The sequence below is a fragment of the Brevibacillus reuszeri genome, assembly GCF_001187725.1.
GTDB classification, from domain to species: domain Bacteria; phylum Bacillota; class Bacilli; order Brevibacillales; family Brevibacillaceae; genus Brevibacillus; species Brevibacillus reuszeri.
Genome location: NZ_LGIQ01000009.1, coordinates 1,415,035 through 1,430,770 on the forward strand (window position 1 = coordinate 1,415,035; position 15,736 = coordinate 1,430,770).

General features: G+C 48.5%; 11 protein-coding genes and 1 riboswitch. Of the genes, 6 read left to right on the forward strand and 5 right to left on the reverse strand.

Annotation, left to right across the window (positions count from 1 at the left end; genetic code table 11):
* The first annotated feature begins 109 nt into the window (after window positions 1-109).
* The 3 genes from ADS79_RS21100 to ADS79_RS21105 all read left to right on the forward strand — a co-directional run bounded on the left by ADS79_RS21100 (window position 110) and on the right by ADS79_RS21105 (window position 2,711).
* Window positions 110-1,630, forward strand: coding sequence for a carboxypeptidase M32 (locus ADS79_RS21100; protein WP_049740343.1), 1,521 nt, complete (start codon window positions 110-112; stop codon window positions 1,628-1,630).
* A gap of 265 nt (window positions 1,631-1,895) precedes the next feature.
* The gene (locus ADS79_RS35725) at window positions 1,896-2,039 is read left to right on the forward strand and encodes a hypothetical protein (RefSeq protein ID WP_162839544.1); all 144 of its coding nucleotides are present in this window, start codon (window positions 1,896-1,898) and stop codon (window positions 2,037-2,039) included.
* Window positions 2,040-2,132: 93 nt separating this feature from the next.
* Window positions 2,133-2,711, forward strand: coding sequence for a mismatch-specific DNA-glycosylase (locus tag ADS79_RS21105; RefSeq protein WP_049740344.1), 579 nt, complete (start codon window positions 2,133-2,135; stop codon window positions 2,709-2,711).
* A 159-nt stretch (window positions 2,712-2,870) separates the two neighbouring features.
* Here the strand turns inward: ADS79_RS21105 and ADS79_RS21110 are convergent, their stop codons facing one another.
* Window positions 2,871-4,739: a bifunctional homocysteine S-methyltransferase/methylenetetrahydrofolate reductase gene (locus ADS79_RS21110; RefSeq protein ID WP_049741090.1), complete on the reverse strand. Its 1,869-nt coding sequence runs from the start codon at window positions 4,737-4,739 to the stop codon at window positions 2,871-2,873.
* A gap of 32 nt (window positions 4,740-4,771) precedes the next feature.
* Window positions 4,772-8,218: a methionine synthase gene (metH, locus tag ADS79_RS21115; protein ID WP_049740345.1), complete on the reverse strand. Its 3,447-nt coding sequence runs from the start codon at window positions 8,216-8,218 to the stop codon at window positions 4,772-4,774.
* Window positions 8,219-8,351: 133 nt separating this feature from the next.
* Window positions 8,352-8,453: riboswitch (SAM riboswitch) on the reverse strand.
* Window positions 8,454-8,670: 217 nt separating this feature from the next.
* Here metH and ADS79_RS34565 point away from each other — a divergent pair.
* Complete coding sequence (locus tag ADS79_RS34565) at window positions 8,671-8,778, forward strand: YjcZ family sporulation protein (protein WP_084766014.1); 108 nt, start codon at window positions 8,671-8,673, stop codon at window positions 8,776-8,778.
* 74 nt (window positions 8,779-8,852) lie between these two features.
* Here the strand turns inward: ADS79_RS34565 and ADS79_RS21120 are convergent, their stop codons facing one another.
* Window positions 8,853-11,048 carry a YcdB/YcdC domain-containing protein gene (locus ADS79_RS21120; RefSeq protein ID WP_049740346.1) on the reverse strand — a complete coding sequence of 732 codons (2,196 nt, stop codon included), beginning with the start codon at window positions 11,046-11,048 and terminating at the stop codon, window positions 8,853-8,855.
* Window positions 11,039-11,536, reverse strand: a complete 498-nt coding sequence (locus ADS79_RS21125) for a sigma-70 family RNA polymerase sigma factor (protein ID WP_236700084.1) — start codon at window positions 11,534-11,536, stop codon at window positions 11,039-11,041. The genes ADS79_RS21120 and ADS79_RS21125 overlap by 10 nt, the downstream gene beginning before the upstream one ends.
* Window positions 11,537-11,824: 288 nt before the next feature.
* Here ADS79_RS21125 and ADS79_RS21130 point away from each other — a divergent pair, with 288 nt between their 5' ends.
* Both ADS79_RS21130 and argS read left to right on the forward strand, forming a co-directional pair.
* Entirely contained in the window at window positions 11,825-12,313 is a 489-nt protein-coding gene (locus ADS79_RS21130) for a hypothetical protein (protein WP_049741091.1), read from the forward strand.
* Window positions 12,314-12,726: 413 nt separating this feature from the next.
* Window positions 12,727-14,442 carry an arginine--tRNA ligase gene (gene argS, locus ADS79_RS21135; RefSeq protein WP_049740348.1) on the forward strand — a complete coding sequence of 572 codons (1,716 nt, stop codon included), beginning with the start codon at window positions 12,727-12,729 and terminating at the stop codon, window positions 14,440-14,442.
* Between the two features lie 94 nt (window positions 14,443-14,536).
* On the opposite strand, the gene ADS79_RS21140 is transcribed toward argS, so the two are convergent.
* Window positions 14,537-15,718 (reverse strand): thiolase family protein, encoded by a 1,182-nt coding sequence (locus tag ADS79_RS21140; protein WP_049740349.1) that lies wholly within the window; start codon window positions 15,716-15,718, stop codon window positions 14,537-14,539.
* Between the last annotated feature and the right edge of the window lie 18 nt (window positions 15,719-15,736).

The window sequence follows — 15,736 nt, forward strand, 5'->3', positions numbered from 1 at the left end:
CGTACTGCATCCACCTAGTAATTTTTCTTCAATCAGTTATAATATTAGTAGTAAAAATTTTTTGACTGATTTTCCACCCTACATATACCCAAATAATAGGAGGGACCTCATGACAACAAGCATCGAAACAAGTGCAACCGCTTTCCGAAGCTATGTGAAAAAGATGACAAGCTACAATCAAGCACTCGCTGTTCTTCACTGGGACAAAGCGACACAAGCGCCCCGCAAAGGAATGGAAGCCCGCTCTGAAATCATCGGCACACTCGCTGGCGAGCAATTCAAGCTAGCAACCTCCAAGGAAATGGAGCAATTTTTAGTAGAGCTGAGCGAGCCAGCCACCCTCGAAGCCCTTGACGAAATTACCCGTCACACTGTTCTCGAGTGCAAAAAAGAATTTGACCGCAACAAGCGTATCCCGGCAGAACGCTATCAGGAATTTGTCGTTCTCACGTCCAACGCAGAGACCGTTTGGGAGGAAGCGCGTGAGAAAAACGATTTCTCTCTGTTCCAGCCTTATTTGCAAAAAATCGTAAACTTCCAGCTCGAATTTATCGAGTATTGGGGAAATGACGGAAAAAACAAATACAACACCCTGTTGGACTTGTATGAGCCAGGAATGACAGTTGATCAGCTGGACCCGATTTTTGCTACCTTGCGTGAAAAAACCGTCAAGCTCGTTGCAGCTATTGCGGAATCCCCGAACAAACCGGACACTTCCTTCCTGACCAAAAACTTCCCGATTTCGGAGCAGGACGCATTCAGCCGCTTTATTCTCGAGCGCATCGGTTACGATTTCAATGCAGGCCGCATGGACCGCAGCGTACATCCCTTCTGCACGACCTTTAACCCAGGCGATGTACGGATCACAACCCGTTTTAGCGAAAATGATTTTAACTCAGCCCTGTTCAGCTGCATTCATGAAGCAGGACACGCTATGTACGAGCAAAACATCAATCCTGAGCTGCTCTTCACAACCCTGTGTGATGGTACCTCCATGGGTATTCACGAATCGCAATCTCGCTATTGGGAAAACATGGTCGGACGCAGCCTGCCGTTCTGGAAACATTTCTTTGCTGACCTGCAAAAAGCTTTCCCTGCGCAATTCGAGGGGGTTAGCGTAGAAGATTTCTACCGTGCGATTAATGAAGTAACACCTTCGTATATTCGTACAGAAGCAGATGAATTGACGTACAATCTGCACATCATGATTCGCTACGAAATCGAAAAGGGCCTGATTAACCAGACGATTGAGGTTGCTGATCTACCGAAGATCTGGAATGAAAAAATGAAGGAATATCTTGGCGTAGTGCCTCCTACAGATACACTCGGCGTCTTGCAGGATGTTCACTGGTCCGGCGGCAGCTTTGGCTATTTCCCAACCTATTCGCTCGGTAACGTATATGCTGCTCAGTTTACCCACGTTATGGAGCAAGAAATCAACGGCTACAACGAGTTGGTAGCAAACGGAGATTTCGCTCCGATTCGCGCATGGCTAAAAGACAAAATTCATCAATATGGTAAAATGAAAAGCCCACGTGAACTTGTTTCCGCGATCACGGGTGAAGGTACAAATGCTACCTACTTGATGAATTACCTGGAGAAAAAATATAGCGAGATTTACAAGCTGTAGTTTTATTTTTCTCACGCAAAGCGCTCCTTTTTTGTAGGGGGCGCTTTTTCGTATGAGCAAGGGTATCCTCTTGCTTCTACTTTCCAGCCACAAGAATATGAGGGTTTTCTGAGTGGATCGTTTGAATGAACCTGAAATCGCTTCCTTTTTGTTCACGTTCTATCCACTGTTTCTTCACTTTCTTTTCACACTTTACCAACCACAAGCACACAAAACAGGAGTATGATGAGCATGTAAAACATTACCACTAAGTGAGGGATTCAAAATGATGCAGTCATTGTCACGCTGGTTGTGGGGCAACGAAAAGCATGAAGTAATGTCGTTTGAGGAAAAGAAGTACGTTCGCAATGAAATGGATCAGTTCATGGTGAATCAGCCTGAACCAATCGTGCCATATCCTCAGCTGTAAGAACTGTGAGCTGCCCTAATCGGCAGCTTTTTTTGCGTTTTCGTGAAAGCGCTCACTGATGTGCTACAATGTGCTGAAAGGGAGGAACTCACGATGGTTGATTTTATGGAAAAATGGCTGCCTACCTACATCCGCCGCGACTTGGCGGTTTTATTTTGTGGAATTAACCCTGGCAGAGTTTCGGCGACTGCCGGGTACCACTATGCGAATCCAGCCAATCTCTTTTGGCGAGGTTTGTTCGAGGGTGGTCTCACACCTCGCAAATTACTGCCTGAGGAAACATCCTCTTTGCTCGATTACAACTACGGCATTACTGATCTCGTATCGCGTCCTACGCGCTCCTCAACAGAATTGCGTGAGGATGATTATGCGACAGGTGCAGCTCATTTCGTCCAGATGATCCAAACCTACCGTCCGCGAGTCATCTGTTTTAACGGGATTACAGCCTTTCGCCATGCCACTGGACAAAAAAAAGAAGCCGTTACGCTTGGCCTCCAGCCAGAGCAAGCCTTTGGTACGGACGATTGGAAGGGCAGCTACGTGTTTGTCATTCCCTCCACCAGTGGTGCTAACGCCTCGTTTACGCGCGAGGAACGCATCGCCAAATTCGGGGAACTGAGCGTATTTTTGCGTAGAAAAGACTGGCATCCCCTTCCCGATCCACAAAAGTAATGTCGTAGTGTCACAACTGCCGCCAGATTCGTATAATGACAGTATGTGTACCAACTGATTTGCGAGAAGCCAGCCCACTATAATGAAAGGCCCTTGCACAGAGAGCTCGTCATCTTCAGCTCTTATGCTTGGGCCTCTTTCACTCGTATATGGATATGGCTATGGCTGTGCGACTGCCTTCACCAGTGCGCTCTGCTGGCGCACGTATTGGATCAATTCTGCCGCCATCTCATGATAATTAAACGGTGTAATCAAATAGATGCCATTAAAGTAACGGATGGCTGTATCGAGCAATTCCTTGGCGATGGCTATACCTTCTTTGCGCGCTTCTGCTCCCTGTACGCTCTTCATCCGCGCCAATGCCTCATCAGACAGCTTGATTCCAGGTACTTCATTATGAAGGAACTCTGCGTTTCTCGAACTCGTCAGTGGCATGATACCGATAAATACAGGAATCCCGATATGCTTGGTCGATTCGTAAACCAGCTTGATGGACTCCGCATCATACACAGGCTGCGTCATGATGTAGTCGGCCCCCGCCTCCACTTTCTTTTCAAGCCTTGCGATCGCTGCATCGATCTTCCGTACGTTCGGATTAAAAGCAGCCCCAACAATGAATTGCGCTTTTTGCTTCAAAGGTCGTCCTGAGAAGGAGATACCCTCGTTTAGTTGCTTCACCATGCGAATCAAGTCAAACGAAGTAACGTCAAAAACAGAGCTCGAACCTGGCAAATCCCCGAATCTTGCCGGATCACCTGTAATGACCAAAATTTGGTCGATTCCCAGCGCATGAAGACCCATCAGATGGGACTGCTGTCCGATCAGATTGCGGTCACGACATGCGAGGTGCAACAACGGATCGATACCGTGTCTGTTTTTCATTAATGCTCCGAGTGCCATGTTGCTCATACGGACAGTAGCCAGTGAGTTGTCAGCCAAGGTTATCGCATCCGCACCCGCCTTGTGCAGCTCGCAGCACCCGTGTAGAAACTGTTCGGCATCCAGGTCCCGTGGTGGATCAAACTCTACGATGATGGTTGTACCAGTTTTTACTCGTTCTACGATGCTTGGCTTGTCGTGTAGTCGTGCACTTTGCACAGTGATGGAAGGTGTGTCGCCCGTTACGATCGGCGGATTGACACGCTCCAGTGGTTCAAGCGATTGCAGGGCAGTGGCCATCGCCTGCACATGCTCTGGCGTCGTTCCACAACATCCACCCAGCAAACGAACACCTTGTTCCCGCAAACGAAGTGCGCTTTCGGCAAAATAGTCTGGCGTTGATTTAAATGCGTATTCTCCGTCTGTCATGCCGAGGCGTCCCGCGTTTGGAAAAGCGGATAAAATGGTATTTATCGGAATTTGCACCTGTTCGAAGGATCGCAATATTTCGGCTGGTCCTAAGCGACAATTCAGACCAACGACATCGGCACCTGCTGCCTTCAAGTGTGCAAATGCTTCAGTCAGGGAATATCCGTCACGTGTGCGGCCTACCTCCAATGTCGCCAATTGTGCGATCAAAGGCGCTTCTGTCAGTGGACGAATGACCTCCAGAGCAAGCAGCAGCTCCTCCAAGTCGACGAAGGTCTCTAAAATAAGGCCGTCAACTCCAGCGTGCAAGAGTGCAATCGCCTGCTCCTCGTACTGATCACGATACTCATCCAATACTTTTTTTCGAACACGCCCTGCCAGGATAGACCCGATGCTACCCGCTACATACGCATCCTCCTGGGCTGCTTCCCGCGCGATCGCTACAGCCAAGCGATTGATCCGAGCCACCTTATGCTCCAGACCATAGCGGGCCAGAGCATCGCGATTCGCTGAAAATGTATTGGTTTCCAAAAAGCGTGCTCCCGCCTGATAGTAGGACGCATGCACATCGTGAACCAGTTGTGGATTAGAAAGGCACAACTCTTCAAAGCTGACACCTACCGGCATACCCAGCCGGTGCAGCTGGGTTGCCATGGCTCCATCACCAATCAGCAGGTTGTCATGTAGAAATTCTCGCAAACCTACCTTGCTTGTTGTCAACGAAATCACTTCTCTCCTTTATCGATTTTCCTCTATGCTTCAAATACAGAAGGTCCAGCGTTAAAATAGCGCGCCTCTGGATGAGCAAACACCATCGCAGATACAGATGCTTCCGGCTCCATCATGAAGCCTTCTGTCAAATGGATACCGATGTTTTCCGGCTGCAGCAATCGGAATAGCTGCGCCTGGTCTTCTAAGCTCGGGCATGCCGGATAACCAAACGATACGCGAATGCCTTGATAACGCGCACCGAAACGCTCCAGCATTGTCATTTCCGGTGGATCAGGAATGCCCCAGCCATCACGCATGATGTGGTGCACTCGTTCCGCAAATGCTTCCGCAAGCTCCAGTGCAAGCGCCTGGAGTACGTGCGAACGAAGATAGTCGCCGCGATCTTTCAGCTCAGTAGACTTCTCGCGAATACCACCACCAGCGGTTACGGTCAGGAAACCTACGTAATCCATTTCCCCGCTCTCAACAGGACGCAGGAAGTCTGACAGGCACAGATGCGGCTCTTCTGGCTGACGTGGGAATGAAAAACGCTCCAGAAGCTTTTTGGGATCTTTTGGATCGTAAACCAAAATGTCATTGCCGTCTGCTTGCGCCGGGAAAAACTGGTACACACCATGCGCAGTAATCGTTCCGCTTTGCTTTGCATCCGCCAAGAATTCCTCTACCACATCGTACAGCTGCAATACTTTTTCATCGCCCGCTTCGAGCAGCTTATCAACATTTCCGCGAACACCAAGGTGTTTGCCAAGGAGCATCCGCAAATTCAGATAAGGCTGCAAATGGCTGATCGGATACGAGCGTAGGACGTGCCTTTCACAATCTGGCGGCAAATGGATAGGTACTGTCCGACTGATCGCAGAACGAGCTGGTAGTGTCGTCTTTTTCTCTTCGACGATCGGCTGTACTGTTGCCGCTGCCTCAATCAAGTTTTGTTGTTCTTCTACGAGACGTTCCCGCTCTTCCGGATTTTGCAGCCGATTTACAAGGTCTAATCCATCCATCGCATCTTTGGCATACAGAACGATTCCTCTGTATTCCGGCGCAATCCGATTCGATGTGAATTTGCGAGTCAGCGCTGCGCCACCTACCATCATTGGGACATCAATTCCTGCTTCACGCAAATCTTGAGCAGTAATGACCATTTGTTGTGCGGATTTCACCAAGAGACCTGACAAGCCGATTGCATCCGGCTTTTGTTCTCTGCAAGCAGCAATCAATTGCTCAGGCGGTACCTTGATCCCCAGATTCACGACATCATAGCCATTGTTGGACAAAATGATTTCGACCAGGTTCTTACCGATATCATGAACATCACCTTTGACCGTTGCTAAGAGAATCTTGCCTTTGGCCGCAGCATCCGATTTCTCCATAAACGGTTCCAAATAGGATACCGATGCCTTCATGACCTCTGCACTTTGCAAAACCTCCGCTACAATCAGCTGGTTTCCGTTGAACAATCGGCCTACCTCTTCCATCCCGGTCATCAGAGGTCCGTTGATGATTTCGAGTGGCACGTATTTTTCCAAAGCCAGCTTCAGATCTTCCGTCAATCCGTCTTTTGAGCCTTCGACTACATATCGAGCCAGACGTTCTTCCAGAGTCAGCGAGGATACCTCGACACTTACTTCCTTTTTCTTTTGACGATAGAATTCGGTAAAGGCTGCGAGCGTCTCGTCATTTGTTTCAAACAAAAGCTCTTCGGCCAGCTTTCGTTCACTCTCTGGAATCGAGGCATAGCGCTCCAGCTTCTCTGTATTGACAATCGCATAATCGAGTCCGGCTACTGTCGTGTGATACAGGAACACTGCATTCAGCACTTCACGTCCCGCTGCCGGTAATCCAAACGAAACGTTGCTCACACCCAAAATGGTCTTGCACTCTGGCATGGCTTGCTTGATTAAGCGAATACCCTCTACCGTTTCTTTGGCAGAGCCGATATATTGCTCATCACCCGTTCCCACCGGGAAAACGAGTGGATCAAAAATAATATCATTTGGGTTTATCCCGTATTGGTTGACAAGAATATCGTAGGAGCGCTTCGCTACCTCCAGCTTCTTTTCACGGGTAACGGCCATACCTGCTTCCTCAATCGTTCCAACGACGACAGCAGCGCCGTATTTGTGGATGAGCGGAACGACCTCTTCAAACCGCTCAAGGCCATCCTCCAGATTAATCGAGTTGAGAATCGCTTTCCCTTGGGAATAACGCAATCCCAGGTCCATCACTTTGGCATCAGTCGAGTCGATCATGAGCGGTGCCTTTACTTTTTTCACGATGAATTGCAGGAATTTTTCCATATCTTCGTATTCGTCACGGTCCGGATCAGCCAAACAAATGTCGATTACATGGGCGCCCCGCTTTACTTGCGCACGGGCAATATCTGATGCTTCCTCATAGTGGCCAGCTGCAATCAGATCCCGAAATTTTTTGGAACCGATGACGTTTGTGCGCTCTCCAACGAAGAGTGGACGATTATCGTCTTCCACGTACACAACTTCAATCCCGGCGACTGCACTTATGGGATCATTCACACTGTTGCGCGGCTTACAGTCTTTTAACGTCTCTGCCATCGCTCGGATATGATCCGGTGTTGTACCACAGCAGCCACCCGCTACGTTCAACCAGCCTTGTTCGGCAAATGCCCGCATTTTGGAGGCCAAGCCTTGTGGGGTTTCATGGTAGTGACCATTCTCATCGGGCAACCCGGCATTCGGATAGCAGCTTACACCGCATTGGGCAAGACCGGACAAGGTACGGAGGTGATCACGCATAAATTCTGGGCCCGTCGCACAGTTCAGACCAATTGTAACGGGCTTTAAGTGCTCCAGCGAAATGTAGAACGCCTCGATGTTTTGACCTGCCAAAGTCGTTCCCATCGGCTCGATGGTGCCTGAAAGCATCACGGGAATTTCTTTTCCCAGCTCGTCAAACGCTTTGCGGATACCGATTCCACCCGCCTTGACGTTGAGTGTGTCCTGTGATGTTTCCAAGAGAAGAACGTCAGAACCACCCAGAATCAAGCCTTTTGCCTGACGATAATAGGCTTCTACCAATTCTTCAAACGTCACTCCACCTGTAAGCGAGAGTGTCTTGGTCGTGGGTCCCATCGCACCAGCAACGAAACGTGGCCACTCCTCAGTGGAGTAAGCATCCACAGCTTCTTTTGCCAAACGTGCAGCTGCAATATTGATCTCCATGTCCTTGTCAGCCACATCGTACTCAGCCAATACAATGGAAGCTCCACCAAATGAATTGGTTTCTACGATATCTGCTCCTGCCTCCAGGTATTTTTCATGGATAGAACGAATGACATCAGGTCTGGTCAAGTTCAGCAGCTCGTTACAACCGTCGTATTCCTCGCCACCGAAATCCTCTGCAGTCAAGTTAGCCTGCTGCAGCATTGTGCCCATCGCACCATCCAATATCAGAATTTTTTGGGATAGTTGTTCACGAAAAGTAGGTTTCATCCACTTGCTCCTTCTCTCCACAGCATGGCTTATTTCTTTGATCGAAAGTTGAGGCTACTAAAGGGTACAAAAAAAATCCCCTTCTTTTGAAAGAAGAGGATTTGTCCGCGGATACAGCAACGCCTGAACCATCCTCTTATCTTTCAAAGCACGTAGCTTTGCTGGAATTGGCACCGGATTTCTACCGGTTGCCGAGGCTTCATCAGGCCAGTCCCTCTGCCTCTCTGGATAAGAGTCGTACATTTTATGGAGTTATTCGTATTTTTTCAATTGTGATTGACGTTTGACAGTATCTTATCACCCCCCTGTCACTTCGTCAATTGAGAATTTGTCTATTCTTTACTGCCGCATTTTTTGCAGGCGCCCATTTTTACTGGCACTAGTCATTCGCCCATGCCAATCTGTGCGTTCGTGTATAGACTAGAGCATAACGGAAAGGAGGGGAAACATAAATGAGTACATCTTACTGCGGAAACGGATTCTTCGGTGATTGCTTCGCATTGGTGCTCGTACTGTTTATCCTTTTGGTCATTGTTGGGTGTTCGTGTGACGAATGTTAGTTAATATGTAGAAAAAGGGCTATCGCCAAGCCATCCATAGTGGCTGCGGCATAGCCCTTTTTTATTTTTAGTGATTACGGCTCCCCCGTGATTTCGCCCGTTAAAGCATCGATATGCAGATGCTTGCCTGCATTCTCGTCATAACTCCAAGGTATATAGGCCAGAATCGGGCGCTCCAGCCATTGATCGTCTTCGTTCTTTAACAGATAGACGAGCTTCAACGGCATGGCGCGCAAATACTGTTCTACAGCCTTTTCCTTTGAAATGACGGAGGTTGCATCGGGCAGCTCCACATGACTCTCTGTCCCTCTTCGGTTTTCAAACCCGTTCGCTTTCCCGCTGGTAGGATCAACTGTTACGATGTACGCCTCATTTGGTTCATTGTCGAGAACTGGAATACCGTCTTTACTCATGAAAAATTCAAATCCCCAATTGCCCGAAGAAACGGGTGTTGCACCGCCTGGTTCGATAACCTCAGCCAGCTGCACTTCCTTCACCGCCGGATCAATATAGGTAGCGAGCATCTCCAGTGCGGCCTGCTGTGCCTCCTCGCGCTTAACGGTCAGTTGGTTTCCCTGACGAGGCATTTCGATCCCCAGGACACGGCCGGATTTTTCATCCGTTCCCACTTCATAACGCTTTTGGTTTTTGTCTGTCCATACATAGCTTTTTCGGACTTGACCCGTACTCGGATGGGAACCTGCATGTTCATTATACGTAAAGCCGTCTACTTGAACGCCGAATTGTTTGTTTAACAGGCTTTTCGCTTCTTCCTTTGTTTTCACTATGCTTCTTGTCGCGGATGGTTGGACAGAAAATACTTTAGCCTCATTGCGTCGATCGTAGTCAAGACCATTGTTACCCGTACTATAGGCAATCTTTCCATTGGCAGCGTCTATATACCAGCCTAATGAAGGTGATTGGCCAAGCTGCTTTGTGGATACGGACATCGTGTATTCCAGCAGTGACCTCGTTTGGATGATTTGCCTTGTCCTTTCATCTCGTTTAACCGGAAAGAGCTGCACGTAGTTCAGCTTGATATTTGCCTCCATTTCCTTTATCGCTTTTTCTTCTGAAAGAGCAGAGATTGCATCAGGAAAAGAGGCTAGCTCATGCTTTTTCATCGCTTCTTTGGAATAGTAGACAACCCGTCCCGCTTGGTTAACAGACATCCGGATCGTATCATTCATGACCGGCAGATCATTGTAATATCGCTGGTATTCAACTGTGTCATTTTTGTATGCGTATCGGTAATTTTTACTGTCTGCTCCAACCATATCCTGCAGGAAATCGTTTGCTGTAGTTTTGGCCAGAGCTTCCGGGGCTTCCTTCCAAGTGGCCCCTTCCTGTATCAGGCGGTAGGCCCGCAAATCCTCTGCTTTTCCTGTCATGCTGATTGAAGCCTGTTTCCACTCTTCATGATCTGCGTTTCCAAGCATGATTTCGAAACCGCCGTAATACATGGATTTATTGTCCAAAGTAGGAGAAGGGTTCAATTCAGGAAGAGACTTAGTCAATTTTCCAAGCAGGGCCTGCTCCTCTTTGTTTGTTCGACCGAAAAATGCCACTTGACCCTTGCTGTCTATTTGAACAGAAATAATGTCAAACGGGATGCGTGCGCCTTCTTGCTCCTTTTGGAACGTGACGTTCATCCACGTACCGTTGCGCATTCCTTCATCTGTTAATTTATGAGTAGATATAGGGGCATACTGCTTGCTTTCTACACCTAAAACGGATTGGAGAAAGGTGATTGCTTTTTGTTGTGCCACCATCATTTCAGGTAGCTTACCTTCTCTCGACTCCTCTTTCTCATAGCGATACCATTCGATTTGCCCGGTTGTCGCATCGTAGCTAAATTCCCCTTCATAGCGGTCTCCCTTTAGGAGGGCAACCTGTTTGATATCACCTACGTTTCCCCTCTCTTCCAGCCGTAGCCCTTGAAGCTCTGGCACAGCTCCAAGAATGGGAGCAAACGCTTCTTGTGCAGTCACTTTGTTTTTCACCTGTGTATTTGTCTGCTCTGTTATTGTTGTCTGTGACGCCCCAGTTCCCTCCATCGTGAACATGCCTTGCTGCTGTCCGACCCATACTGCAGCTGCCAAGCATGCTGCAATCGTACCGCTCATAACAGCTGTTTTTCGTCTCGCTTTCTTCTGATTTGCCACTTCTTTTTGAATCCTCCCTGCCAATGCTGATGAAAAAGACACCTGCTCCGCTGTCTGTCTGCTTGCTACGCGAACAGCTTCTCGCAGCTCTTTATCTACATCCATTCCGATCCCTCCTTTTCACACAATGCCTTAAAATTTTTGCGGGCACGATGTAGTTGTGCACGTACCGCGTCCTCGGAATTATCCAGCACATGTGCGATTTCTTTTATCGACAAATCCTCATAGTAATGTAGGAGCATCACTTTTCGGTACAAAGGAGACAGCATCATCACCCGTTCAGCGATTTGCACCTTACTCAGCCGTTGCAAGACCGCTGCTTCAACATTCGTGTCGGCTACCTTTTCCGGCACCGGTTCCTTTTTCGAAAGATAGGTGGAAAAGATTTGACGAAACGACCACGAACGTAAATATTTCCGCGATTCGTTGATTGCGATCCGATAGAGCCATGTTTTTACACTACTCTCCTGGCGAAATTGATCCAGTCCACGATAAGCTTTTAGAAAGACTTCTTGCGTGATGTCTTCGGCAATCCCTCTATCCTTGACGATCAAATACGCCAGCTGTACAATATTGTCGCCATATTCCCTCATCAGCGCTGCCAGCTTAGCTTCTTTTGTCGGCTGCAGTGTCCATTCTGCCTTGCTGGTACTGGTTTCCGCATTTACATTTGCATTCACAAACTATTCACCTCCCTTAGAAGAACGACATACATTTGATCCAGCTACAGCCTTTTTGTGACAACGAATTTCGTTTTTCTTTTCGAGACCCTGTTATTTTGGAAAGAGCCCCATCTACATCTGGCTGCCCAGCGTTTATTGTCAGAGCCAACCGCTTTTGTTATCATGGGGCTGATTGCTAATCGAAAGGACGATATGATTATGGACTCATTACTCCCTCGCGATAAAGACGAATTTATCTCCTGTCTGGAGACGCTCAAGGAGCTGGAGAAATCCGAGTTTGAAACATATTCCGTTGTCAAAAATCCGGAAACAGGCGAGCATTACCTCCGCTACTTCCTCTCCCACATAAATTTATCAGAGGGTGGCCGAAGAGACGATTACGATCATTTTTTGCCAATCGACTCTGATGATGTTCTCGGATATATGTTTGGGGAGCAAGCTTATCGCTTTCCAGAAAATTGGCGTACCTCTTACTTGCGCAGCGGCAACGATAATCGGTTGATTCCATTTGATCCTTCCGAAAATTATGATCTGGAGGAAGAAGCTGCGGCCGAGCTGGCCATGCTGGAGCAACTGGAGCAATTCAAGCAGCAATGGGCTGATTCCGAGAACCTGAGCGCTGAAGAAAAAGAAAAGCTGACAAAGGAATACTTCGCTGCGTTGGACAAAATCTTAAAACAACCCTGACCGAAGTATATCATCGATGAAAAAACGAAGAGTGTGTTGCGAACAAGGGTAGCAAACAGCTATAATGCAAGAGACAAAGCGAATCGTTGATGAGGATAGTACTCCATTTATGAAGCCAAAGCGAGTCGGGGATGGTGCGAGCCCGATGCGTTCACATTGTGAGGAAGCGCCCCTCGGAGATGCTGCCTGAACATCCTGGTTGTGCGTATAGACAACCGGATCGTGTAGGGTTTTGCCGGGACTGCCCGTTACAGCAGGTTAAGCGGTTTTTGCCCGTTATGGTTCGTGCGGCAAAAACAACAAGAGTGGCACCGCGGGAGAACAACCTCTCGTCTCTTTTTACAGGAGACGTAGAGGTTTTTTTGTTTTTTCTTGGGTTCCGAACCGTTTTACAATCGAAAGGAGAAATCATGATGAGCTACAAACATCAAGTTGCTGAAAAGATTGCTTCAGCGCTCACAACACTTGGCGTAGACACCTTTACCTCGGAAAACGTGTACGCCATGCTCGAAACACCACCAAACCCTGCTATGGGTGATATCGCATTCCCTTGCTTCCAATTGGCAAAAGCACTGCGCAAGGCTCCGCCTATGATCGCAGCTGAGCTGGCTGGTCAAATCACTGGCTCACCTCTGAAGGAAGCGACAGCAGTAGGACCGTATGTAAACCTCTTCCTGGATCAAGAAGACGTAGCGGTTCAAGTAATTGGAACCATTCTCGGACAAGGAAGCGAGTACGGTGACAGCAACCTCGGACAAGGTCGCAAGGTTCCAATTGACCTCTCTTCCCCGAACATCGCCAAACCGTTTTCGATGGGACATCTGCGCTCTACCGTGATCGGAAACGCGATCGCAAACATTATGGAAAAGCAAGGCTATCAGCCTGTACGGATCAATCACCTGGGTGACTGGGGCACACAGTTCGGTAAGCTGATCGTCGCTTATCGACTCTGGGGTGATGAGGAGAAAGTAAAAGCCGAGCCGATTAAGGAGCTGCTGAGCCTGTATGTACGCTTCCATGAAGAAGTAGAGAACGATTCTACTCTGGAAGACCAAGGCCGTGAGTGGTTTAAAAAGCTGGAGGACGGCGACGCAGAGGCTGAACATCTGTGGACATGGTTCCGCGAAGAATCGCTCAAGGAGTTCATGAAAATTTACGACCTGATGAACGTGTCGTTCGACTCTACCAATGGCGAAGCCTTTTACAACGACAAAATGGATCGCGTAGTTACCCTGCTGGAGGAAAAAGGTCTGCTGACCGAATCAGATGGGGCGATGGTAGTCTCTCTCGATGAATACAACATGCCGCCATGTCTGATCAAAAAATCGGACGGCGCTACCTTGTACGCTACACGTGATTTGGCCGCCGCATTGTTCCGCCACGAATCATACGATTTCGCCAAGGCGCTTTACGTTGTAGGTAACGAACAACGCCTCCACTTCCAACAGCTTTACAAAGTGCTGGAGAAAATGGGTTACTCCTGGTCGGCAGACATGCATCACATCCCGTTCGGCATGATGCTCAAGGACGGCAAAAAAATGTCTACTCGCAAAGGGAAGGTTGTTCTGTTAGAAGAAGTTTTGGCCCAAGCGATTGCGGATGTACAAAAAGTGATCGAGGAGAAAAATCCTTCCTTGGCAAACAAAGAAGAGGTTGCTCGCCAAGTTGGCGTGGGTGCAGTTATTTTCCATGACTTGAAAAACTTCCGTCTGAACGACATTAACTTCTCTTGGGAAGAAATGCTCACCTTCGAAGGAGAAACAGGTCCATACGTACAATACACCCACGCTCGCGCATGCTCGCTATTACGTAAAGGAAATTACCAGCCTTCGTCTTCAGCAAGCCTAACTCCAGGTTCTTTGGATAGTAAGGAAGCATGGGCTGTCATTACCTTGTTAAACAGCTTCCCGGAAGTGATTGATCGTGCTGCGGCAAACTTCGATCCATCGCAAATCGGAAAATATGTAATCGATCTCGCTCAATCCTTCAACAAATTTTATGCCAATGTCCGCATTCTCGCGGAAGAAGAAGACATCAAGGCTTCTCGCCTCCAGCTCGTAGCTGCAGTTGTTTGCGTCCTCAAGGAAGGCTTGCGACTCATGGGACTGGCTGCACCAGAAGAAATGTAATCACCATCCATTTGCTGAAACCATACAAAAGCCGGCTGCATTCCTCTCGATAGGAAGCACCGGCTTTTGTTCTCCTGAAGTCCATCCGTACTGATTAGAGTGTCAGGTTTTCATATATTACAGACATGCCCATCCCGCCTGCCATGCAAAGCGTCACCATGCCATATTTTTCTTGTCTGCGAAGCATTTCGTTTATCAGAGTCACAGTCAGCTTTGCGCCAGTCGCTCCAACCGGATGGCCCAAGGCAATCGCTCCCCCGTTTACATTTACTTTGCTCTCGTCTAGCTCCAGGCTTTTGATCACTGACAGCGCTTGAGCGGCAAAAGCCTCGTTCAATTCGATAAGTCCAATCTCATCCAGTGTCAAGCCCGCCTTTTCCAGGGCTTTATGTGTCGCTGGCACTGGCCCAATCCCCATTACGCCTGGTTCGACACCTGCACTGGCAAAAGCTTTAATTTTCACAAGCGGCTTCAATCCGGCGTGAGCTGCCTTTTCGCGAGACATCATCAAAACGGCTGCTGCACCATCGTTCATCGGACAAGCATTGCCTGCGGTGACTGTCCCCTCTTTTTGGAAAACACTGCGCAGCTTTGCAAGCTCCTCCAGCTTGATATCCAGTCGCACCGATTCGTCCTGTTCAAAAACTCGAGTTCCTTTGCGATCCTTGATTTCAATCGGCACAATCTCACTCACGAATTTTCCCGCTTCGATTGCGGCCGCTGCCTTTTTGTGACTTTCGTAGGCAAATCGGTCCTGCTCTTCACGAGAAATACCGTACTGTACAGCAAGCCTTTCTGCGGTTATGCCCATATGCTCACCTTCTAGCGAGCAGATCAAGCCATCGGACAAAAGCGCATCCTCCATGGTCAAGTTACCGAACTTGCTCCCCCAGCGATTCTTTACTAAATAGGGAACGTTGCTCATACTCTCCACGCCTCCCGCAATCACTACGTCTTCTTGTCCCGCAGTAATCGCCAGAGCAGCACTTCCAATTGCTTTTAGCCCCGAGCCGCAAGCTTTGATGACAATATGTCCGTACACACTGCGGGGAAATCCGGCTAGCTGCGAGCTGATACGGGCAGCATTCAATCCTCCCCCATGTACATAGCCATTGCCAAAAATGACCTCATTGACTTCCTGCTTAGGAAAATCTGTCTTCTTCATCAAGCCTTCCAAAACCTGACGTCCCAGCTCTGTTGCTGGAACATCCCGCAGACTTTTCCCGAAGGCTCCAACCGCGCTGCGCACTCCGGATACGATTACGACTTCTCTCATACCAATGCTCCCTTTCAT

Bases quoted from the DNA above. Each gene is read 5' to 3' on its own strand.
- metH (WP_049740345.1), bottom strand. From the start codon at position 8,218: ATGAAACCTACTTTTCGTGAACAACTATCCCAAAAAATTCTGATATTG.
- ADS79_RS35725 (WP_162839544.1), top strand. From the start codon at position 1,896: ATGATGCAGTCATTGTCACGCTGGTTGTGGGGCAACGAAAAGCATGAA.
- ADS79_RS21100 (WP_049740343.1), top strand. From the start codon at position 110: ATGACAACAAGCATCGAAACAAGTGCAACCGCTTTCCGAAGCTATGTG.
- ADS79_RS21120 (WP_049740346.1), bottom strand. From the start codon at position 11,048: ATGGATGTAGATAAAGAGCTGCGAGAAGCTGTTCGCGTAGCAAGCAGA.
- ADS79_RS21140 (WP_049740349.1), bottom strand. From the start codon at position 15,718: ATGAGAGAAGTCGTAATCGTATCCGGAGTGCGCAGCGCGGTTGGAGCC.
- ADS79_RS21130 (WP_049741091.1), top strand. From the start codon at position 11,825: ATGGACTCATTACTCCCTCGCGATAAAGACGAATTTATCTCCTGTCTG.
- ADS79_RS21125 (WP_236700084.1), bottom strand. From the start codon at position 11,536: ATGAGGGAATATGGCGACAATATTGTACAGCTGGCGTATTTGATCGTC.
- ADS79_RS21105 (WP_049740344.1), top strand. From the start codon at position 2,133: ATGGTTGATTTTATGGAAAAATGGCTGCCTACCTACATCCGCCGCGAC.
- argS (WP_049740348.1), top strand. From the start codon at position 12,727: ATGAGCTACAAACATCAAGTTGCTGAAAAGATTGCTTCAGCGCTCACA.
- ADS79_RS34565 (WP_084766014.1), top strand. From the start codon at position 8,671: ATGAGTACATCTTACTGCGGAAACGGATTCTTCGGTGATTGCTTCGCA.